We start from the raw sequence: 20,666 nt of genomic DNA on the forward strand, positions 1-20,666 counted from the left end.
TGGACTTGGCCCATCTCAGCCCCTACATAGGAAACCTGACCGCCTGTTTCCATGTGTGCCAGATAAAGAGGACCCTATGAGCTCTCCAATACTACAACTTCTGGTGCTTGCAGGCATCGTTATATTCCTGATTCTGCGCCTGCGGAGCGTTCTGGGCACGCGTGATGGCTTTGAGCCCACGCAAAAGCCCGCAGCAACCCCCGCGTCGACGCGTCGCAAGCCCGACCTGTCGGTGATCGACGGCGGCCCTGACCGTGACATTGTCGACCATGTGCCCGATGGCTCGCCCGCTGCTGCCGCACTTGCAAAGATGAAGAGTGTCGAACCCGATTTCGGGGTCGCGGACTTTCTGCAAGGCGCCCGCGGTGCCTATGAGATGATCCTCATGGGGTTCGAGCGTGGCGAAATGGCCGAGATCAAGCCGTTTCTTGCTGAAGACGTGTACCAAACGTTCGCAGAAGTGGTCGAAGCCCGCGAAGCGCAGGGCCTGACGATCGAGGCAGAGTTCGTGGGTGTCCGCGAACTATCTCTGGTCAATGCCGAGTTTGACGATACCACCCGTCTGGCAGAGATCACCGTGCGTTTCGTCGGTGAGCTGACATCTGTCGTGCGGGATCGCGCTGGCGAAATCATCGAAGGCAGCGCCTCGCAGATCAAGCGCCAAAAGGACATCTGGACCTTTGCCCGCACGATGGGTGCGGACGATCCAAACTGGCAGCTTGTCGCAACAGGCGAATGATCAAAGCACTGTGGGCAGCGGCGTTTGCGGGGGTGGTCATGTCCGGAACCGATACGGAAGCGCAGGGCGAACCTGTCCACAGATTGCTAGATTTCCAAGAGCTTGACGGCTGGGAAGACGATGATCACCGCGCCGCTCTTGATGTCTTTCTGACCACCTGCCGGGACATGAAGGATCCTGATTGGCGGGCGCTTTGCGCAGCCGCCGCCGATCAAAGCGACGCCAAAGCCTTCTTTGAACTCTTTTTTCGCCCGGTGCTGATCGAAGATGGGGCAGATGCCCTGTTCACCGGCTATTTCGAGCCGGAGCTGGAAGGCGCGCGCGAACCGTCGGACCGCTATCGTTACCCGATCTACGCCCTCCCGCCCGAAGCGCGCGAAGCATCGCCTTGGTTGACGCGCCGCGACATCCTGAGCGGCGAAGACATGCGTGATCGGGGTCTAGAAATCGCTTGGGTCGACGACCCGGTCGAACTGTTTTTCCTTCAGGTTCAGGGCTCTGGTCGCGTGCGTCTGCCCGGCGGCGGTTTTCTTCGCGTGGGTTACGGGGGCGCCAATGGTCATCCCTACCGCAGCATCGGCAAAGAGCTGGTGCGTCGCGGCGTCTATGAACCACACCAGGTTTCCGCGCAGGTGATCAAGAATTGGGTCCGGCGCAATCCTGAGGAGGGTGAGGAACTGCTGTTTCACAACCCCTCTTACGTATTTTTCCGCGAAGTCAGCGAGGTGCCCGCGCATCTTGGTCCCTTGGGCGCGATGAACCGTTCGGTCACGACGGGCCGGTCAATCGCGGTCGACCCGGCCCATACACCTTTGGGCGCGCCGGTCTGGGTGGAAAAGGACGGTGCCGATCCCATCCGGCGGCTGATGGTTGCGCAGGACACCGGCTCCGCGATCAAAGGCGCGCAGCGGGCCGACATATTTTTTGGAACGGGCGATCAGGCGGGCCTCGCCGCCGGTCGGTTGAAAGATCCGGGCCGGATGATCGTGCTTATGCCGATCCAGCGCGCCTACGCCCTTCTGCCAGAGAACGTGCAATGAGCAAGCGGCGCTTGCGCCCGGAAGAGCTTGATCTCTGGCGACAAGTGGCACGGACGACAGATCGGCTTGACGCTGACACGGTGTTTCAACCGAAAGCACCCAAACAGGCACCGGATCCCCGTGCCCCATCAAAAGATGCGGCACGCCAACCACTTACGCCATTCAAGATCGGTGAAAACTCTCACAAGCGGCAGAGCCAGTCAGCCATGCCCCCGAGCATTGGCGACCGTCTTCAGGCCGAAGCCGTCAGGATGGACCGAAAGTCCTTTACCAGGCTGAAGCGCGGCAAGCTGTCACCGGAAGCCCGGATCGATCTGCACGGTATGACCTTGGATCAGGCGCATGGCGCGCTGACGGGGTTCCTTATGCGGGCGCATTCAAACGGCAAACGGCTGGTCCTTGTCATCACCGGAAAGGGCGACAGGTTTGATCCGCATGACCCTGCGCCACGCCGGCGCGGCGTTCTGAAGCAACAGGTTCCGATGTGGCTGCGTCTCGCGCCGCTGTCACATGTCGTTTTGCAGGTGTCCGAGGCGCATATCCGTCACGGCGGAACAGGCGCCTATTACGTCTACTTGCGCAGATCGCATTAACATCAGGCAGCCAGCAACGGACGCGCGCGCCCTACCCCGATGATCATCAGTGCGCTCGTCGCAAGGAAGAAGGCGGTCACACACATATACTGTGTTTCGATCCCGATCTTCAGATCAATCAGGACGCCTGTCAGTCCCGGCCCCAGGGCCGAGCCAAGAACCATCACGGCCGCTGCCATCGCCTTGATCGCACCCATATGCCTGGTGCCATAAAATTCGGCCCAGAACGCATTTGGCAATGTGGTATTCGCGCCGATTGTCATGCCCATCAGCACCAGACCCACTGCGACGGCGACGGGTGACTGCGCGATGCCAAACACGAAAAATGCCGCGGCGATCGGCAGTTGGCACCACGGAATGAGCCGCGCGGTCCCCCATCGGTCAAGAAGGTAACCGGACACAATCATCGAGATTACGGACACGGTGGTGAACACCGGAAACAGCGCAACCAGCTGGATATGCTCCATATTCTTGACGTTTGCGAAATGGACCTGGTGAAAGAAAAATGAAGTGACAAAGGCTGCAGGTCCCAAAAGCGCGGGCACCATGAACCAGAACAGCCAGTGCTTCAGGCCTTGGACGCGGGTCCAGTGACGCCCCTCCATGCCCAGCGAGCTGCTGGAGTCAGCCATCGATTGCGGGGTGCGCTCATGCGTCAGCAAAGCCCGCAGCAGAGGTATAGCGAGGATCAGAATCGCGGCTGCAAAAAGCCACAGTTGCCGCCAACCCATAACCTGCAGTCCCGACACGAAGACCAATGGCAGCGTCGCCTCACCAACTGCGTAGCCAAGTCCCGCGCACATCAGTGCCTTTCCGCGGGTTGCCACGAACCAGCGAGAGACAGAGACAACCGCGATATGGCTCAGCATGCCCTGCCCCAAGAGCCGCAGAAAGAAGATCACACCGACCAGCATCCAGGCGGCATTTGCAAACGACATTGCGATACAGGCCAGGGCAAGCATCGCCAGAACGGCTGATCCGAGCGCGCGTGCGCGGAAAAGGTCGGTCAGCCCGCCGGCCCAGATCATCACCAGCGCGGAAAGCGAGGTGCCAAGCGTGTAGACCCCGCCCCATTGACCATGTGACAGCCCGTAATCCGCCCGGATCTCGCCGGCAAAGACCGAGATGAAATAGGTCTGCCCAAAGCCAGACAGAAAGGCCAGCATGGCGCCGGCCAGTAGCCATGGAGCATTATCTTTTACGAAGCCGGGAATCTGCATGCGCCATCTGTGCGCCGAAGCTTCGGCCGCCGCAACACCCTCCGGCATAGTTTTTCAAAGGGCTCTGGCACGGCTGGTCGCTCAACATTAGTGGCATCTATCCCGCAGTTCCGAGGCCACATCCCTGCATTGGGGGTTTTTAGAGGATGAATTTGACTCTACCGTGGTGGCAAAAGCGCTTCTTGGGAGACAAATCATGAAACACAGCATCGCAGCCTTCCTCGCCATGACCGCCCTCGCGACCTCTGCATTCGCAGACAGCCATACAGGTGTCGGCGATCCCGCGAAGGGCGAGAAGGAATTTGGCAAGTGCAAGGCGTGCCACATGATTCAAGACGCGGATGGCAATACGATCGTCAAGGGCGGCCGGACCGGACCGGACCTCTATGGCGTGATCGGCCGACAGGCGGGATCTGTCGAAGATTTCCGCTATGGCACCTCGCTCATAGAGGCTGGTGACGACGGACTGGTCTGGGACGAAGAAACCTTTGTCGCCTATATTCAGGACCCCGCCAATTTCCTGAAGAGCTATCTTGATGACAACAAGGCGCGTTCCAAGATGTCGTTTCGGATGCGCAAAGGTGCTGCAGACGTCTACGCCTATCTCGTGAGCGTTGGCCCCCAGATGTAACTCTCGCCCACCCAATCCGGTCCGCCGATGGCAACTGTTGCCGCTTTGAACACGCTTGCAGCAAGATTCATCCTATGCCGGGCCATGTTGTTGACGAGCGTGAACAAAGACCGCAATACCGCGCAAGCGAACGTGAAAGGAAGCACCCATGAAGATCGCGATGATCGGGACAGGCTATGTCGGTTTGGTCTCTGGCGTCTGTTTCTCTGATTTCGGGCACGAAGTGGTCTGCGTGGACAAGGACCCACGCAAGATTGAACGCCTGGAAAAGGGCGAGGTGCCGATCTTCGAGCCCGGGCTCGACATGCTGATGGCCAAGAATGTCGAGGCCGGTCGGCTGAGCTTCACAATGGATCTGGAAATGGCCGTGACCGGGGCTGACGCCGTGTTCATCGCGGTGGGAACGCCCACCCGTCGTGGCGACGGGCATGCCGACCTCACCTATGTGATGGCCGCCGCCGAAGAAATCGCGCGTGTCGCCAAGGACTATGTCGTGATCGTGACCAAATCGACCGTTCCGGTGGGAACGAACCGGCAGGTCGGAGAGGTCGTTCGCAATGCAAACCCGTCGCTGGATTTCGATGTTGCGTCCAACCCGGAATTCCTGCGCGAAGGCGCTGCGATTGACGATTTCATGAAGCCCGACAGGGTTGTCGTGGGTGTGCAGTCCGACCGTGCCGCCGAGGTCATGGCCGAGATTTACCGTCCGCTCTACCTGCGGGATTTTCCGATCGTGACCACCGATCTGGAATCTGCCGAGATGATCAAATACGCGGCCAATGCCTTCCTTGCTGCAAAGATCACCTTCATCAACGAAATCGCCGCCTTGTGCGAAAAGGTTGGCGCGGATGTGAAGCAGGTGTCGAAGGGCATGGGCATGGACAACCGCATCGGCAACAAGTTCCTGCACGCCGGTCCCGGCTATGGTGGTTCGTGTTTTCCCAAAGATACCAAGGCGTTGGCGCGGATCGGACAAGAGCACGCAGTTCCGATGCAGATCACCGAGACCGTCATCAAGGTCAATGAGGAGGTCAAGCGCCGGATGATCGACAAGCTTCGCGATCTGTGCGGCGGCTCTTTCAATGGGCGGTCAGTGGCGGTGCTGGGCGTGACCTTCAAACCCAATACCGATGACATGCGCGATGCCCCGTCCTTGACCATTGTGCCGGCGCTCGTCGGTGGCGGTGCCAAGGTCAAGGTGTGTGATCCGCAAGGACGACATGAAGGCGAAGCCCTGTTGCCCGGCGTTTCCTGGGTCGAAGACCCTTACGATGCGACCGATAAAGCGGATCTGGTGGTGTTGCTGACGGAGTGGAACGAGTTTCGCGCGTTGGACCTCAAGCGGATTGCGCAAAACATGGCGACACCCCGGATGGCGGATCTGCGCAACGTCTATGCGCCTGTCGATGCAGAGCGCGCGGGCTTTGATGCCTACGAGAGCATTGGCCGCGAAGGCTTTGGCTTGTGAGGCTTTACCGGGCATCGCGGTGCCCGGTGCATTCCCGGCGCGGGGACTATGTCATCGCGACCATCAGTGGAGAAGATCGAAAGAAGCGTGAGTAAAGCTGACACCCCTAGACGGATGGTGCTGTTGGGCGCCAGCGGCAAGCTTGGAACGTTGCTGCGGGAAGCATGGCAAGCCAAGCCGACAGAGGGCGTCGAGCTTATCCCGGTATATCGCAGTCGCGACGGTGCTGAAAGCTGGCAACCGGGTGAGGACGAGCCGGAGCTTGGCAAGGTCGACGCAATCCTCGCGATGTGGGGAGTCACGCCCGGTCCGGACGCCAATCTTAGCGAAAACACTCGGTTAGCGCTGGAGGCGGAAAGGCTCGGATCGGCTCTGGGTGCCGATCGCGTTCTGCATTGCTCGTCGGCAGCAGTCTACAAGCCCGGGTCGGAACCGTTGTCGGAGGATACGCAGCCGAACCCCCAGAACGCGTATGGCCATGCCAAGTTGGACATGGAAACGACGCTACTTGATTGGCAAACGCAGCATGGGACCGGGCCAAAGCCGTGCATCATGCGCATCGGCAATGTTGGGGGGGCTGAAAGCCTTTTCGCGGCGATGTCCGGCCGGGCGCCGGTGACATTGGACAGGTTTCCTGAAGGGCAGGGGCCTCGTCGCAGCTATATCGCGCCCGAAGACCTTCTGCATGTGGTTCTGGGGCTGGCAACATGCGCGCTGAAACAACTGCCGACCATCGTCAATGTTGCAGCACCGCGTGCCACATCCATGCAAGAGATAGTGCAGGCGGCTGGAAAAGACGTTGCTTGGCGCACCGCACCCGAGGGTGCAAATGCTTTGGTGGAACTCGATACCGCACGCCTGCAAAAGATCGTTCCCTTGCCGCAATCGGCGGCTGACCCGGAACGGCTGGTGCAGTTCTGGGCAAATCGGAGTGATGGCGCATGACCTTCGCAAAGCGGCTCACCGATTTGATTTGTGCCGCATTGCTGGCGCTTGTCCTTGTGCCGCTGGGCCTTCTTATTGCCGCCGTCTTATTGATCAATGAGGGCAGACCGGTCTTCTACCTTTCCGAACGGATGAAGACGGCCGATCAGGGCTTTCTGCTATGGAAATTCCGGACGATGCGCGTGGCCGAAGTGGACAGCGGCGTATCCGGCGGGGACAAGACCTCTCGCATCACGCCTGTCGGGGCGCTCCTTCGGCGCCACCGGCTGGACGAAATCCCGCAACTTTGGAACGTGTTTCGCGGAGACATCAGCTTTGTCGGGCCGCGCCCTCCGCTCAGACGGTATGTTGAGAAATTTCCCGATCTTTATCAAAGAGTTCTGCAATCCCGTCCGGGCATCACCGGAATGGCAACTCTGGTTTTTCATCAGACCGAAGAACGACTTCTGGCACCTTGCACCACCCCTGAGGAGACCGAAGCCGTCTATATCCGGCGCTGCGTTCCCAGAAAGGCGCGGCTTGATTTGATCTACGCGCGCAGAAGAACCGTGTGCAGCGACCTGAAGTTGATGCTGGCGACGGTCTTTCGGCGGATCCCTCTACATTAGGCAGGACGGCTCGGCTATTTCCGTAATTGTTGCGTTGCGACGTATCCGGTGAACGCACCAAGCCATTGGCGGCTGCCCAGAATGTCACCCGCGCCATCGACGAGATAGGTGTTGGTAAAGGTCGCATCGGGGCCGTCGCATTGGGCCGTTACCTGTCGCGCAGTCGTGTTGATCGCGCCAAGCTTTATCGGAGCAGTTCCGCCGCGGGCGACCGTGCAGGTGAATTTCTGGGTCACTGTCACGTCCTCGCCGGTCAGATACCGCATTCTGTAGGGCGCCGTGCCGCCGGATGCCCGGCTGACCAGTGCCAGAAGCGCGTCTTCGTCCGAAGACATCAGATCGCCGCCAAGCCCGCGTGTCGCGGTGATCATCCCGTCCCGAAACGTGATCGTCTGCCGCTGCTCGGTCGCGTAGGTTTCGTATGCCCCATTGCGGGCGATCGGGATAACCAGCGCGCTCGCCTTGCGCTGCTCGACGCTTACCAGCGCGAGCGGTCCCGGCTTGGTGGCCAGCACGTGGTTGATCTGCTCCACGGTGACCTGCGGCGGCGGGGTATTGCGCGACCCGGCCATTGTGCCAGCCACCAACTGCCGGAAAATCTCTGTCCGTTGGGTTTGTGCGGTATCGTTGCCGCAGCCGGACAGGCCGCCCAACGCGCTAAGGGCAAGAAGAACACCCGCTACACGTGGCATGATCATCTCCAGAACCTTCCCCAGGTCATGGCCATTTCGGGCCGGTGGTAATCGCGGACCTGTTCGTACAGTCGCCCATCAACATTCAGCCGCGCGCCGCCGTCGCGGGTCAACGACTTGATTTCGGCGTTGTTGGCCTGGCGGGACGGCTGACCCAAGACCCAGCCCAGCGGGATCGACAGACGGATACCCTTGTCAAAGGAGCCTTCGCCGAAATCGTCATATGAGACATCGGTGAAGGTCGCATATGCACCCACGCGCCAGCCATTGGCGAATTCACGATCCAGCGCAACGGTCGCGCCATAATCGCCGGCGAGGTAGCGGCCAACATCCAGCTGGCCGTGGAAGCCGTTGCCAAAGTCGTAATAAGCGGATGCGTGACCGGTCGCGACCTCATAATCCCGCAGACCGAACATCTGGTCGAAATCCCGCTGCTTGACGAAGTTCATCTCCACCCCGAGGGCGAGGGGGCTGTCCACCTTCTTCCACAACAGCTCTCCGGACACGCCGGCATACATCTGTTCCAGATACCCGACGGTGACACGGCTGTAGAGATCCGTCGCAGGGCGCCCATAGACGGAGGCGGTAAGATGCTCGATCGCCGGGTCGCCTTCCTTGGAATATTTCGCATAGTCCGTACGCACGCGGGGCAGGCCAGAGGGATCTTCGCGCGTGACCTCGTCCAGATTGCCGCCCAGCTTCTTCGTGACAGCACCGGAAAGGACCACGTTTGGCAGAATTCGAATGTCGCTGCCAAGCCGCAGCCCGGCATCGGCACGGACCGGGTTGTCCGGATCAAAGGCGCTAAGCGCAACATAAGGGCTGAGCGACCATGTGAAGCGCGGGTAAATCCCGGCCTCGGGGTCAGGGGCCATATTGTAGCCATCCAGAATGCGGGTGCGCGCCAGAATTTCTGTTGCGGCATCGTTTTCCAGCGTTTCAAGATCGCTCCGCCGGATCGAGACCGCAGACAGCGCCATGCCGTTGACCACCGGGACGATGACAAATTCTTCGATTGATCCCGGCAGGACGCGGCTCATGGCGCGCGCCGTGCGGCCGATTGCCTGTGGCGTGGCGCCATATTTGGGGTTGCGCAGGCGGACGGTGGCGCGGCGAGGTTCCAGCGCCAGCCCCTCGAAAACCAATCCCTCGCGTTCGAGAGAGGTTTTCAGCGCGGTTTTCGCGTTGGCGGTGGTCGATGCAGAGTCCGTGGTCCAGCCAAGGTCTTGCGCCGCGGCGGGGCTGCGGACCGCGACGGGAAGCGGCGCGGTTTCGCTGCCGCCCGGAACCTGGGCGTGCTTGGGGTTGGTAAACAGCGTGACCTGTGCCCCGATTTCCGAGCCGTAGACATGATAAAGCGACAGCTGCGTGCCGTTGTTGAACCGGTAGTCGATCCCGTAATTCCAAGGTGATTTCTTGTCGAACTCGCCGGTCGTGCTTTCCTGAGCATAGTCGTCCGAGGAATATTCCAGCTTAAAGGAAAGGTTCTTGTTGGGCGAGTAGCTGACACCGCCGAACGGGGCCACATCGCCCCTGAACCAGCGGTCATAAGTCGGGATGCCGCCTTCGCCCAAAAGCTCGTCCGGACGGTTCCCGGTACTTCCGATGTCGCCAAAGCTGCCCAACCGTCCCCAGCCCAGGCCGCCGGTCACGCGCAACCCGGGGAAAAGCTCTTTCGTGGCGACGAGGTATTCCCCGCCATAAAGGCCGGTCCCGATGAAATCCTGCAAACCGACGGTGATCGCGGGCCGGTTCGGGGTTTCGGTCAGAAGCTCGTAGCGCAGATCAAAGCTGCGGTCGAAGTAACGCCCGTCGACATTGCCGGGTGCCGGGAAATTATCGATGGCCGAATACCGGAAACTGCCCGACAGGCGCGGCGCGATCTGGAAGTTAAGCGTTGTGCGCGTGTTGTCGCCAAACCGCGAGACAGTCACGCCCAGCGTCGCATCAGGCGCGGGGCCGGCGGTTGGCATATCGATCAAGCCGGGACTGCCATAAAGGTTGTAGCCCGGAATTTCCTGCGCCTGCGCAAGCGTTGTCGGCAGGGCAGTCAATAGCGCGATAACGCTGGACGTATGCAGCGTGCGGCGACGCCAGGGGCCAGGTTTCAGTGCTGTGCCGGGTTGCGTCATATCTGGTTCCGTCCGTCCTTCAGGCGCATCTCCCTTTTGCTAAGCCAACTGGAAGCGCGAGTCTATTGTCTGGCGAGTCGTCTGGCGGGCAATGTGGGATATTCGGCACGTCGCAAGGGCCGGTTCCGGCGATCTGCGGTTATTAACTGCACATTTTTAATTGTTAAGCTGCGCGTAACCCCTGCGCTGCTACGCCTTGTTCCGGGTGAGTAAAGGTGATGGATCATGAGTGCGCAAAAAAATGCGTTGCCGGTCATCATCAAACGGAAAAAGATCGTCGTAGCCGGCGGGCACCATGGTGGTGCCTGGAAGGTTGCGTATGCGGACTTCGTGACCGCGATGATGGCTTTTTTCATGTTGATGTGGCTGCTGAACGCGACGACCGAAAAACAACGACAAGGCATAGCGGACTATTTCAGTCCGACCATTTCGATAAACCGCATCTCGGGCGGGGGCGATGGCAGTTTCTCCGGAAGCAGCGTCTTTTCAGAAGAAACGCTTCCGCAGGAAGGCACGGGCGCAAGCAGCCTACGGCCAACCGAAGCGGATGCAGCCCGGGGATGGACAGAGGCGGGCACCGACGCGGCGGACAAAACTGCGCAGGACGCGGAATTCGCGGCTGTCGAAGAAAAGCTGTTGGGTCAGAGTGGCGAAAGCATGCTTGCTGACGACCTTCTGCAACACATCGTCAGCAAGGTCACCGATGAGGGGCTCGTCATAGAAATGCACGACATTCCCGGTGCGCCGCTTTTCTTCGACGACATGACAGCGACGCCAGTTCTGCTCAGGATCGTCGATGCACTTGCCGAAGCGTCTAAAATTGTCAGCAATCCGATAGCTGTCGAAGGGCATGTGCGTTCGGTACCGATCGTGAAATCGGAAAGCGCCGTTTGGGATCAATCTTCGGATCGCGCCGATACTGTTCGAAAATCGCTTGAATCCAACGGGCTTGCGCCGAACCGACTGGCCAGGATCACGGGCCATGCGGATCGCGAGTTGGCCAGCGACAATCCCATGTCCGTACGCAACAACAGGGTCGAAGTCGTCTTTCTTCGCACGAATATCTGAGGGTGCATTCAGCGCAGCGTGCGACGAATTTACTGTCATTAGCGCACTGTTAAGCGGGCGAGCGTATCTGTTGTGGCGAGAACGACTCGATGCAACAGAAGGGCTCGTCCATGACAATCTCCAGTTCGCTCAATGCCGGTGTGGCCGGGTTAGCAAGCAATGCGACCAGACTCGGGACTATTTCCGACAACATCGCCAACTCTTCCACATATGGTTACAAGCGCGCTGAAACCGATTTCCAATCGATGGTTCTGGCGTCCAACGGATCATCCTATACTGCGGGCGGCGTGCGTGCGACGACTCAGCGGGCAATTGACGAACGCGGCGCGCTTACAACGACAACAAACGCGACGGACCTTGCCGTGCGGGGGCGGGGCTTCCTGCCGGTTGCACAGGCGACAGACGTCAAGGCCGGGAACGGCGACCCTGACATGCTGCTGACGACCACCGGCTCTTTTCGAACCGATGACGAAGGGTATCTGCGCAGCACAAGCGGTCTGGTCCTGATGGGCTGGCCGGCCAATACCGACGGCACCATCCCGAACTACTCGCGCGACACCAGTAGCGGTCTGGAACCTGTGCGGGTCAACCTCAACCAATATGCCGGAGAGCCCACCACCCAGATGTCGCTGGGCGTCAACTTGCCCGCGACCGCCACCGACGCCGGGTCCGCCGGAACCGCGCAGCCGCTTTCCGTCGAGTATTTTGACAATATGGGCCGCTCGGAAAGCATCGGGGTCACCTTCACCCCGACCGTGCCTGCAACGGGCACCTCGAATGAATGGACGATGGTTCTGACGGACAGCGCCTCGGGCGGTGCCGTGATCGGCGAGTATGTCCTGACCTTCGACGATGGCCGCAGTTCCGGTGGAACACTTTCCAGCGTAACCACGACCTCTGGGGGAACTTACGACGCAGCCACCGGCGCATTGATCGTCAACGTGGATGGTGGCCCGATGGAGATCAACATCGGCAAACCCTTCGAAAGTGATGGCCTGTCTCAGCTAAGCGACAATTTCGCGCCGTTGAATATTTCGAAGGACGGGTCGCCGGTTGGCACCCTGACCTCGGTCGAGGTGGACGAGTCCGGTATGGTACATGCCTATTTCGATTCCGGCATCACCCGCACGATCTACCAGGTGCCAATTGTCGACGTGCCCAACCCCAATGGCGTCGTCGCGATGGACAACCAGACCTTCGCCCATTCAGAGGATAGCGGCGCCTTTTTCCTCTGGACCGCCGGGGACGGTCCGACGGGCGATATCGCAGGCTTTGCGCTGCAGGAGTCCACCACCGACGTCGCGAATGAGCTGACGGACATGATCCAGACGCAGCGGGCCTATTCGTCCAACGCCAAGGTCATCCAGACCGTGGACGAGATGCTTCAGGAAACCACGAATATCAAACGCTGATTTAGCTGAGCCAAGGAGGTTGCAATGACCCTTAGCGGAGCACTTTCCAACGCGTTGAGCGGACTGAACGTTTCAACTCGCGCCACGATCAATGTGTCGTCCAACATCGCGAATGCTCTGACCGAAGGGTATGGCCGCCGCGAACTGACAGTTGAAAGCCGTATGCTGTCGCAGCATGGCGGCGTCGCGGTAACGGGCACTTTGCGCCATGCTGATCCGGTGCTGCTTGCGGATCGGCGCCTCGCCGATGCCGAGCTGAGCAACGCCAGCGTGATGGCCGATTTCGCAGCGCGCATGGAAACGCGGATCGGCCTGCCCGGTGAGCAAGGCTCACTGTCGCAGGCTCTGGCAGAGTTCGACAGTGCGCTGGTCAGCGCGGCGTCGCGGCCGGATTCCGACGAGCGGCTGGTCGTGGCGGCGCTCAAAGCCGAAGCGCTGGTCAATACGATTAACGATGTGTCTGAAGGCATCGGCAGCGCACGCGAGGACGCCGATGCCGAAATTGGGACGATTGTGAAACAGCTCAACACCGCCCTGGAGAGGGTTGTCGAACTGAACACCCGGATTTCAAGCGCCATTCACAAGGGCGAGGATACCTCCGGCTTCGAGGACACCCGCCAGACGGTGATTGACGCGATCAGCGAGATGGTCCCGGTTCACTCCGTCGAACGCGACCGCAGCGCTGTCGCACTCTATTCAACCGGGGGCGCCATTCTGCTAGAGGGCGGCGCCGTTGAAATCGGCTTCTCTTCCACCGGCAAGATCGAACCGCAGATGTCTTTGCCAAACGGGCAATTGTCGGGGCTGACCTTGAACGGACGCCCCGTCGACACGTCCTCTGAGAGCGGCGCGTTGCGTGGCGGCAGGCTGGCTGCGCAGTTCGAAATTCGTGACGAGCACGCGCCGGATTTGCAAGCATCGCTTGACGGATTCGCGCGGGATCTGGCCGAAAGGTTCGGTCAGGGCGGACCTGACGGCTCCCTTGCCGCTGGTGATGCCGGGATGTTCACCGATTGGGGTTCGCCCTTTGATCCCGGCCTCGAAGCGGGATTCGCAGGCCGCATGCAGCTGAACCCGGCGCTGGACCCTGATGGCGATACCCTGTGGAAGTGGCGCGCAGGGATTGAAGCGTCAAACCCCGGCGAAGTCGGCGATGCGACGCTGTTGAACAGCCTGAAACAGGAGCTTTCCCGCAGCAGCTCCCCGTCGTCCAGCGCTCTTACCAGCGTCAGTGCGTCACCCGAACAGCTTGTGGCGCATGTCTTGTCAAAGGCTTCCGCCATGCGGCTGCATGCGGATGACGAACTGGCCTTTGCCTCCAGCGCACAGGCCACGCTGAAAGAACTGGAGCTCGGGGAGGGTGTGGATACCGACTACGAGCTTCAAAAGCTGATGGAATTCGAAACCAACTACGCCGCCAATGCCCGTGTCATCCAGGCCGTGGATGAAATGTTGCAAGCCATACTCAGCATCTAGGAGCGATCATGCAGACACTAGGCGATCTTGCACAGGGCATGACCCTTCGCGTTCATCAAAGCCGTATCAAATCCGAAATGAACAAGTTGACGACCGAAATCTCCACCGGTCAGGTGCTTGATCAGGGGGAACGCGTTGGCGGCGATTTTCGGCAGCTTGCGGGCATTCAGCACAGTCTTACCCGGCTGGAGGGGTACCGAACGGCGACGGTTGAAGCGACGCAGATCGCGGACACTTTGCAGACGATCCTCGGCAAGGTGCAGGACGAGGCTCAGGCCCTCGCGGCACCTTTGGCGAGCGTAACCTCGAACAGTCTGCCGACGGTTCGGGACACGCTGGCAAACGAAGCGCTTGATCGGCTGGGATCGATGATCGGTGCGGTGAATGTCCAAACTGCCGGGCGCAGTTACCTTTCCGGAACACAGACCGACCAGTCGCCGCTTGCTGATGTGTCCACGCTTATGACTGAACTGCGAAGCGCTGTCGCGGGCGAGGTCACGTCCCAAGGGGTGGTTGCGGCATTGGACGCATGGTTCGACACGACGGGCGGGGGGTTCGACACGGTCATGTATCGTGGCGGCACTCAGGATCTCGCATCGCTGCGGCTGAGCGAGAGCGAAACCGCCGATATTTCGTTGCGCGCTGACGATCCGACATTGCGAAACATCCTCAAGAACACGGCCCTGGCTGCGCTCGCAACCGATGATGCGGCGGGTTTGCCCTTTTCGATCCAGGGCGATCTGCAGCGTGCTGCTGGCGAAGGGCTGCTTTCCGCCAATGACGGGATGACCGGCCTGCGCGCCAAGATCGGCACGCTCGAGGCGCGGATTGAAGAGACATCCATCGCCAACGAGGCCGAAGCTTCGAGCCTTGCACAAGCGCGCAACGTGCTACTGGAAGCTGACCCATACGAGACTGCAAGCCGGCTTGAAGAGGTGCAATATCAGCTGGAGACTGTGTATGCCCTGACGGCACGGTCGGCGCGGCTCTCACTTTTGGAGTATCTGCGTTGATCAACTTTTTGAAATGGTTCGTCATTGCCTTGACCATCGCGGGTACTTTGCCCGCGCAGGCGCAATCCATCCGCATCAAGGATTTGGTCGAATTCGACGGCGTTCGCGGCAATGACCTCGTAGGTTATGGCCTCGTCGTGGGCCTGAACGGCACCGGAGACGGTTTGCGCAACGCGCCCTTCACTGAAGAGATCATGAGCAATATTCTCGAAAGGCTTGGCGTGAACGTCGCGGGCGAACAGTTCCGCCCCAAGAACGTCGCAGCCGTCTTCGTCACCGCTGCGCTGCCGCCATTCGCAAGGGCAGGGGGGCAGATAGATGTGACGGTCTCTGCGATCGGGGATGCAAAGAGCCTTCTTGGTGGTACGTTGGTCATGACCCCGCTCAATGCCGCGGATGGCGAGATTTATGCGGTCGCGCAAGGCACGGTGATTGCCGGTGGCGCGTCAGCCGAAGGCGAGGCTGCTTCGGTGGTTCAGGGTGTGCCCACATCGGGCGTGATCCCGTCCGGGGCGCGCGTCGAGCGAGAGGTGGATTTCGATTTCTCCAGCCTGTCCACCTTGCGGCTCGCCCTGCGTGAGCCTGACTTTACCACCGCGGCGCGGATTGAAACCGCCCTCAACAACAGTTTTCGAAAGCCGGTTGCACGCATGTTGGATTCTGGCACGGTCGAGCTGGATGTAGGGCGCACCGGCGCTGCCTCGCCGGCCCATGCGTTGGTCCGTGTGGAAAATGTCGTTATTGAACCGGAACGTCGCGCGCGCGTCGTGGTGGATCAACGTTCTGGCACAATTGTCATGGGCTCTGACGTGCGGATATCCCGCGTGGCGGTGTCGCAGGGCAACCTGACGCTACGCATTGCCGAACAGCCCGTCGCGGTTCAACCAAGCCCCTTCAGCGAAGGCGAGACAGTGGTGGTGCCGCTGAGTCAGGCCGAGATCACCGAAGAGCCGGGCCCTAGCCTGGCCGAAGTCCCGGGCGGCACCTCCTTGTCCGAAGTCATCGCAGGGCTCAACGCGCTGGGCGTCAATCCGCGCGACATGATCGACATCCTCAAGAGCATAAAGGCCGCAGGCGCGCTGCATGCGGAATTTGTTGTGCGGTAACCACTTGGCGGCTCCGCATGGGGCCGCCAGTCACCGTATTTGGCAAATTTGATTAACTTTGCAGCAATCAATCGCGCGTAACTCTTCAGGGGCGGCCTGTGCTCATTTCGGGCCTGCGCCAATTACATTACTTGGAGTCAAGAAGTGACATTCCAGCTGGGCGGGCTCTCTCAATCCAAGATCATCCTGACGATCGCTTTGATGGCGACGATCCTTATGATGATCCTGCCGGTTCCCGCCTTCCTGCTGGACGTGGGCCTTGCCGCCTCCTTCTCGCTGGCCGTGCTGATCTTCACCCTGACGCTCTTCATCGAAAAGCCACTGGATTTCGCCGCCTTCCCGACAGTTCTTCTGGCTGCGCTGATGCTGCGGCTGTCCCTGAACGTCTCGTCCACCAAGCTGATCATCGGCAAGGGCCACGAAGGAACCCATGCTGCGGGCAACGTGATCGAAGGGTTCGCGAGCTTCGTGATGAGCGGGAGCGTCTTTCTTGGCCTCGTCGTGTTCGGTGTTCTGCTGATCGTGAACTTCATGGTGATCACCAAGGGCGCCGCGCGCATGGCCGAGGTCGGCGCGCGTTTCGCACTGGATGGGATGCCCGGCAAACAACTCGCGATTGACAGCGACCTGAGCGCCGGTGCGATCACGCATGAAGAAGCGCGCGCGCGGCGCGAGCGGGAGCAGCAGGAAACGACCTTTTTCGGATCGCTTGATGGTGCATCGAAATTTGTCAAAGGCGATGCAGTTGCCGGCCTGCTGATCACCCTCCTGAACCTTGTCATGGGGTTGATCATGGGCGTGGCTGTACATGGCATGCCTCTTGGCAGCGCGTTCGAGACCTATGCCATCCTGACCGTCGGCGACGGTTTGGTAACGCAGATCCCGGCGGTCATCATCTCCATCGCCGCAGCGCTTCTTCTGGCACGCGGCGGCGCGATCGGCGCAACCGACGTGGCGCTTGTTGCACAGATCAGCAAACATCCCGCCGCCTTGGGCACTGTTGCCGCGCTCATGGCGATCTTTGCTCTTGTGCCCGGCCTGCCTTTCATCCCGTTCACGATGGGGGCGCTCGGCCTGGGCGCTGCCGCCTTCATGATTTCGCGCAAGAACAGTGAGGACACGGCACAGCCCGACGAAGCGGCAGCCCAGGAGGTTGTTCCCAGAGCACCATCAATTGCCGACATACTTGATCTTGATGATATCCACGTCCAATTCGCACCGGATCTTGTGAACATGGTCCTTGATCCGGGTTCCGGGCTCGACGTGCGCATCACGAATATGCGCAGCCATATTGCCAGCAGTTACGGTCTGATCATGCCGGAAATCCGCCTGACCGACGATGCGAGCCTGTCAAGCGGCACCTATGTCGTCCGGATACAGGGCGTGGAGGCGGCAAAGGCTGAACTGAATCCCGACATGGTGCTTGCTTTGGTTCCCGACGGGGTCGACAACCTTCCGCAGGGTGCAACCGTGACAGAGCCCGTCTACGGCGCGCCCGCCCGGTGGATAAAGCCGACCGATCAGGAAAAGGCCGCATTGGCGGGCGCCACCATCGTCACCCCGGCAGAGATCCTTGCGACGCATCTACTGGAGACGATCAAGCGCAACTTCTCGCGGTTGCTGACGCTGAAGGCGCTGCGGCGGTTGCTGGACGAAATGACGGCGCTTTCCAACGATGTTCGCGCAGATGCCAATCGCAAGTTGCTAGAGGACTTGATCCCCGACCGTGTCCCGATGGATCTTCTGCACTCGGTGCTTCGGCTGCTGCTGGAAGAACAGGTGTCGATCCGGAACATGCCGCTGATCCTGGAGTCCATCGCCGAGGCGCGCCGCCTGCATGCGCATCCGGATGGAATATGCGAACATGTTCGTCAGCGCCTCGGATTTCAGCTCGTTTCGACGGTTTCACGTGACGATGGGTCCATCCCGCTGATCCAGCTCGCGCCCGAATGGGAGGATACGTTCAGCCGCTTCCAGATTGACGGGGACAAGGGCGGGCTTGATGTCGCCCTGCCGCCGGACGAATTCGAACGGCTGACCTCCAGAGTGGCCGAGCAAGTCTCCAAGGCGGGCGAACGGGGCGTAAGCCCGGCGGTCGTGACCAGTGGTCGCCGACGCAGGTTCATCCGTACGGTTCTGGCCGCGAAAGGTATCAACACGCCGGTCCTGTCCTTTGAAGAAATCGGAATGGAGGCCCGGCCCGCCCTTGTCGGCGTTGTGGCGGCATGACGGCAGCAGCAGAAGCTTTGACGCAATCCTCGTTCTGGTTCTGGTCGCTATTTGTGGCCTTTCTTCGGGTCGGCACCGCCATTCTGGTGCTTCCGGGACTGGGCGAGCGCAGCATCCCGGTGCGGATCAAGCTGGTTCTCGCCGTGGCACTCAGCCTGCCAATCGCGCCGACCATCTGGTCAGATCTTCCGGAAATTCCGGGCAGTTTTGTCGAAATGGCGCCACTTATCCTGACCGAGACCGTAAATGGCTTGGCAATCGGCTTATTCCTCCGGCTTCTTATTCTGGGCCTTCAGATCGCAGGGTCCATTGCCGCGCAATCCACGTCTCTGTCGCAGATTGCGGGCAATACGGGGGCGGATCCCATGCCCGCGATTGGCAACCTTTTGACAGTCGGCGGGCTCGCACTGCTTTTCGCGACCGGCTATCAGGTCAAAATCGTGCTGTTTCTTGCGAATTCCTACCTGATCCTGCCGTTTGGCACCTTTCCCGATCCGTCTTCCATCGCAACTCTGGGCGTTGCCCGGACGGCCAAGGCCTTTGCCACCGCGTTCACGCTGGCGGCGCCGTTCATCATCCTGTCTGTCCTCTACAACCTGGCGCTTGGGGTGATCAATCGCGCGATGCCGCAGCTGATGGTCGCCTTCGTGGGCGCGCCCGCAATCACGCTTGGCTCGCTGGTCATGATGTTCGTTCTTGCGCCGACACTGCTGGCCGTGTGGCTTCGCGGTTTCGACGCATTCCTCTTTGCGCCACTGGGACCGTGACCCATGTCGCAGGGTGACGACGATTCAGACAAGAGCCATGAACCATCCCAGCGAAAGCTTGAACAGGCGCGCAAGAAAGGGGATGTCGCGAAGTCTACCGATATTTCAACCTGGGCGTCCTATTCCGGTTTGCTGATTGCCCTTTATGCGATGGGGGCCTCTGCTGCGTCGGAATTTGGCGCTCTTCTGACGGGCCTTCTGGACCGGCCGGATGAACTGGCGAAGGTCATCTTTCAGCCGGGTGCGACCCAACCGGTAATCGGGTTGAGCGGAGGGGTTCTGGCCAATATCGCGCCGATCTTTGTGATGCCGGCCGCTCTGGTTCTGCTCAGCCTGATTGCGCAGCGCGCCTTGGTCTTTGCCCCGACAAAGCTGGAGCCAAAGCTTTCCCGCATCTCTCTGATATCCAACGCAAAGAACAAGTTCGGCCGGAACGGGCTGTTCGAGTTTGCAAAAAGCTTTGCGAAACTTCTGATCTACTCGATCTGTGTGGCTCTCGTGATCCGGTCGCGAATGGATGAGATATTGGGGTCCGTCCGGTCGGACCCGGCGACGGCAATCCTGCTTCTTGCGACACTAGCCATGCAGTTTCTGCTCATCGTCGTGATTGTATCCGCAGCAATCGGCGCGCTGGATTTCTTCTGGCAACATGCCGAGCTGATGCGCAAGAACCGGATGTCGCACAAGGAATTGCGGGACGAGCACAAAGAATCCGAGGGCGACCCCTATATGCGGCAGGCCCGCCGCGCCAAGGCGCAAGAGATTGTCAGCAAACAAATGGTTTCAGACGTGGCCCAGGCGGATGTGGTTCTGGTCAATCCGACGCATTACGCCGTTGCCTTGAAATGGAGCCGCGCTCCGGGTGAAGCGCCTGTTTGTGTGGCCAAAGGTGTTGACGAAATCGCCAAACGCATCCGCGAGGTCGCGCAGGAAAACGGCGTTCCGATGCACTCTGACCCTCCGGCCACGCGCGCGCTTTATGCCTCGACAGAGGTGGGCGATATGATCGCGCCGGAACATTACAAACCCGTCGCCGCCGCCATCAGGTTTGCAGAAGAAATGCGCCAACGCGCGAAAGGTTTTCGAAGATGAGCCCGAAGCTGAAAGCGTTATCAGAGCTGATGGACATGCAGCTCAAACAGAAGATGTCCGAGCTTCAGCGGATCGAGCGTGACCAGCAACAGATCCGAAACGAGCTGTCAGAGCTTGCATCCCTTGGGCATACCCGGTTCGACGGCGCGTCGGACGTTCAGGCGCGGGTTGCCGCAGGGGCGGACTCTGCCTGGCATGTCTGGGCGACCCAGCGCCAGACACAACTGAACGGCCAGCTTGCGCTGCTGGCCGCCGAACGTCTTACCTATCTCGATGAGGTGCGTCATGCCTTCGCGCGTGATCAGGCAGCACAGGGACTGGTGTCGTCGGCGGCGCTCCAGCGTGCGCAGGCAACGACTGCCCGCGAGGCGGAAAGCCTCATTGCTCTGGTCATCACGAATGCAGCGAAGGGCCGGGACGCGGTTTGAACGTGGG

The 20,666-nt window shown here is 60.2% G+C and carries 19 protein-coding genes; 16 read left to right on the forward strand and 3 right to left on the reverse strand.

Annotated elements, in window-relative coordinates; translation table 11 throughout:
* Positions 1-76 precede the first annotated feature (76 nt).
* Genes EDD52_RS04850 through EDD52_RS04860 form a run of 3 tightly spaced genes read left to right on the forward strand, consistent with a single transcriptional unit; the run spans position 77 to position 2,372 of the window.
* Entirely contained in the window at positions 77-739 is a 663-nt protein-coding gene (locus EDD52_RS04850) for a Tim44/TimA family putative adaptor protein (protein ID WP_132242411.1), read from the forward strand.
* Positions 736-1,779: a murein transglycosylase A gene (gene mltA, locus EDD52_RS04855; protein WP_132242413.1), complete on the forward strand. Its 1,044-nt coding sequence runs from the start codon at positions 736-738 to the stop codon at positions 1,777-1,779. Before EDD52_RS04850 ends, mltA begins: the two co-directional genes overlap by 4 nt.
* The gene (locus EDD52_RS04860; protein ID WP_132242415.1) at positions 1,776-2,372 is read left to right on the forward strand and encodes a Smr/MutS family protein; all 597 of its coding nucleotides are present in this window, start codon (positions 1,776-1,778) and stop codon (positions 2,370-2,372) included. The genes mltA and EDD52_RS04860 overlap by 4 nt, the downstream gene beginning before the upstream one ends.
* A gap of 2 nt (positions 2,373-2,374) precedes the next feature.
* Here EDD52_RS04860 and EDD52_RS04865 read toward each other — a convergent pair whose 3' ends face one another.
* Entirely contained in the window at positions 2,375-3,538 is a 1,164-nt protein-coding gene (locus tag EDD52_RS04865; RefSeq protein ID WP_341539834.1) for an MFS transporter, read from the reverse strand.
* A 250-nt stretch (positions 3,539-3,788) separates the two neighbouring features.
* Here EDD52_RS04865 and EDD52_RS04870 point away from each other — a divergent pair, with 250 nt between their 5' ends.
* The 4 genes from EDD52_RS04870 (at position 3,789) to EDD52_RS04885 (ending at position 7,244) form a co-directional block, all read left to right on the forward strand.
* Positions 3,789-4,223 carry a c-type cytochrome gene (locus EDD52_RS04870; RefSeq protein ID WP_132242419.1) on the forward strand — a complete coding sequence of 145 codons (435 nt, stop codon included), beginning with the start codon at positions 3,789-3,791 and terminating at the stop codon, positions 4,221-4,223.
* Positions 4,224-4,371: 148 nt separating this feature from the next.
* Positions 4,372-5,691, forward strand: coding sequence for a UDP-glucose dehydrogenase family protein (locus EDD52_RS04875; protein WP_132242421.1), 1,320 nt, complete (start codon positions 4,372-4,374; stop codon positions 5,689-5,691).
* A gap of 87 nt (positions 5,692-5,778) precedes the next feature.
* A complete protein-coding gene (locus tag EDD52_RS04880) occupies positions 5,779-6,636 on the forward strand; it encodes an NAD-dependent epimerase/dehydratase family protein (protein ID WP_165907458.1) in 858 nt (285 codons plus the stop codon).
* Positions 6,633-7,244: a sugar transferase gene (locus EDD52_RS04885; protein ID WP_132242425.1), complete on the forward strand. Its 612-nt coding sequence runs from the start codon at positions 6,633-6,635 to the stop codon at positions 7,242-7,244. The genes EDD52_RS04880 and EDD52_RS04885 overlap by 4 nt, the downstream gene beginning before the upstream one ends.
* 14 nt (positions 7,245-7,258) lie before the next feature.
* Here EDD52_RS04885 and EDD52_RS04890 read toward each other — a convergent pair whose 3' ends face one another.
* Together EDD52_RS04890 and EDD52_RS04895 are read right to left on the reverse strand one after the other, a co-directional pair.
* Positions 7,259-7,936 (reverse strand): YjbF family lipoprotein, encoded by a 678-nt coding sequence (locus EDD52_RS04890; protein ID WP_165907459.1) that lies wholly within the window; start codon positions 7,934-7,936, stop codon positions 7,259-7,261.
* A 2-nt stretch (positions 7,937-7,938) separates the two neighbouring features.
* Positions 7,939-10,068: a YjbH domain-containing protein gene (locus EDD52_RS04895; RefSeq protein WP_132242429.1), complete on the reverse strand. Its 2,130-nt coding sequence runs from the start codon at positions 10,066-10,068 to the stop codon at positions 7,939-7,941.
* A gap of 225 nt (positions 10,069-10,293) precedes the next feature.
* On the opposite strand from EDD52_RS04895, the gene EDD52_RS04900 reads away from it, so the two are divergent.
* From EDD52_RS04900 to EDD52_RS04940, 9 genes are all read left to right on the forward strand, one after another.
* Positions 10,294-11,136 (forward strand): flagellar motor protein MotB, encoded by an 843-nt coding sequence (locus EDD52_RS04900; protein WP_132242431.1) that lies wholly within the window; start codon positions 10,294-10,296, stop codon positions 11,134-11,136.
* Between the two features lie 110 nt (positions 11,137-11,246).
* Complete coding sequence (locus tag EDD52_RS04905) at positions 11,247-12,548, forward strand: flagellar hook protein FlgE (protein WP_207905969.1); 1,302 nt, start codon at positions 11,247-11,249, stop codon at positions 12,546-12,548.
* A 24-nt stretch (positions 12,549-12,572) separates the two neighbouring features.
* A complete protein-coding gene (gene flgK / locus EDD52_RS04910) occupies positions 12,573-14,024 on the forward strand; it encodes a flagellar hook-associated protein FlgK (protein ID WP_132242435.1) in 1,452 nt (483 codons plus the stop codon).
* Between the two features lie 8 nt (positions 14,025-14,032).
* Positions 14,033-15,037, forward strand: a complete 1,005-nt coding sequence (locus EDD52_RS04915) for a flagellin (protein WP_132242437.1) — start codon at positions 14,033-14,035, stop codon at positions 15,035-15,037.
* Complete coding sequence (locus tag EDD52_RS04920; RefSeq protein ID WP_424449890.1) at positions 15,037-16,143, forward strand: flagellar basal body P-ring protein FlgI; 1,107 nt, start codon at positions 15,037-15,039, stop codon at positions 16,141-16,143. Before EDD52_RS04915 ends, EDD52_RS04920 begins: the two co-directional genes overlap by 1 nt.
* 201 nt (positions 16,144-16,344) lie before the next feature.
* A complete protein-coding gene (gene flhA, locus EDD52_RS04925) occupies positions 16,345-18,372 on the forward strand; it encodes a flagellar biosynthesis protein FlhA (protein WP_243651853.1) in 2,028 nt (675 codons plus the stop codon).
* Positions 18,369-19,139 (forward strand): flagellar biosynthetic protein FliR, encoded by a 771-nt coding sequence (locus tag EDD52_RS04930; RefSeq protein WP_132242441.1) that lies wholly within the window; start codon positions 18,369-18,371, stop codon positions 19,137-19,139. The genes flhA and EDD52_RS04930 overlap by 4 nt, the downstream gene beginning before the upstream one ends.
* A 3-nt stretch (positions 19,140-19,142) precedes the next feature.
* Positions 19,143-20,231 carry an EscU/YscU/HrcU family type III secretion system export apparatus switch protein gene (locus tag EDD52_RS04935; RefSeq protein WP_132242443.1) on the forward strand — a complete coding sequence of 363 codons (1,089 nt, stop codon included), beginning with the start codon at positions 19,143-19,145 and terminating at the stop codon, positions 20,229-20,231.
* Entirely contained in the window at positions 20,228-20,659 is a 432-nt protein-coding gene (locus EDD52_RS04940) for a hypothetical protein (RefSeq protein ID WP_132242445.1), read from the forward strand. Before EDD52_RS04935 ends, EDD52_RS04940 begins: the two co-directional genes overlap by 4 nt.
* The last annotated feature ends 7 nt before the right edge of the window (positions 20,660-20,666 follow it).

It is taken from the genome of Primorskyibacter sedentarius (assembly GCF_004342065.1).
GTDB classification, from domain to species: domain Bacteria; phylum Pseudomonadota; class Alphaproteobacteria; order Rhodobacterales; family Rhodobacteraceae; genus Primorskyibacter; species Primorskyibacter sedentarius.

Bases quoted from the DNA above. Each gene is read 5' to 3' on its own strand.
- EDD52_RS04905 (WP_207905969.1), top strand. From the start codon at position 11,247: ATGACAATCTCCAGTTCGCTCAATGCCGGTGTGGCCGGGTTAGCAAGC.
- EDD52_RS04890 (WP_165907459.1), bottom strand. From the start codon at position 7,936: ATGCCACGTGTAGCGGGTGTTCTTCTTGCCCTTAGCGCGTTGGGCGGC.
- EDD52_RS04915 (WP_132242437.1), top strand. From the start codon at position 14,033: ATGCAGACACTAGGCGATCTTGCACAGGGCATGACCCTTCGCGTTCAT.
- EDD52_RS04940 (WP_132242445.1), top strand. From the start codon at position 20,228: ATGAGCCCGAAGCTGAAAGCGTTATCAGAGCTGATGGACATGCAGCTC.
- EDD52_RS04860 (WP_132242415.1), top strand. From the start codon at position 1,776: ATGAGCAAGCGGCGCTTGCGCCCGGAAGAGCTTGATCTCTGGCGACAA.
- mltA (WP_132242413.1), top strand. From the start codon at position 736: ATGATCAAAGCACTGTGGGCAGCGGCGTTTGCGGGGGTGGTCATGTCC.
- EDD52_RS04885 (WP_132242425.1), top strand. From the start codon at position 6,633: ATGACCTTCGCAAAGCGGCTCACCGATTTGATTTGTGCCGCATTGCTG.
- EDD52_RS04850 (WP_132242411.1), top strand. From the start codon at position 77: ATGAGCTCTCCAATACTACAACTTCTGGTGCTTGCAGGCATCGTTATA.
- flgK (WP_132242435.1), top strand. From the start codon at position 12,573: ATGACCCTTAGCGGAGCACTTTCCAACGCGTTGAGCGGACTGAACGTT.
- EDD52_RS04870 (WP_132242419.1), top strand. From the start codon at position 3,789: ATGAAACACAGCATCGCAGCCTTCCTCGCCATGACCGCCCTCGCGACC.
- EDD52_RS04935 (WP_132242443.1), top strand. From the start codon at position 19,143: ATGTCGCAGGGTGACGACGATTCAGACAAGAGCCATGAACCATCCCAG.
- EDD52_RS04875 (WP_132242421.1), top strand. From the start codon at position 4,372: ATGAAGATCGCGATGATCGGGACAGGCTATGTCGGTTTGGTCTCTGGC.
- EDD52_RS04895 (WP_132242429.1), bottom strand. From the start codon at position 10,068: ATGACGCAACCCGGCACAGCACTGAAACCTGGCCCCTGGCGTCGCCGC.
- EDD52_RS04865 (WP_341539834.1), bottom strand. From the start codon at position 3,538: ATGCTGGCCTTTCTGTCTGGCTTTGGGCAGACCTATTTCATCTCGGTC.
- flhA (WP_243651853.1), top strand. From the start codon at position 16,345: ATGGCGACGATCCTTATGATGATCCTGCCGGTTCCCGCCTTCCTGCTG.
- EDD52_RS04900 (WP_132242431.1), top strand. From the start codon at position 10,294: ATGAGTGCGCAAAAAAATGCGTTGCCGGTCATCATCAAACGGAAAAAG.
- EDD52_RS04930 (WP_132242441.1), top strand. From the start codon at position 18,369: ATGACGGCAGCAGCAGAAGCTTTGACGCAATCCTCGTTCTGGTTCTGG.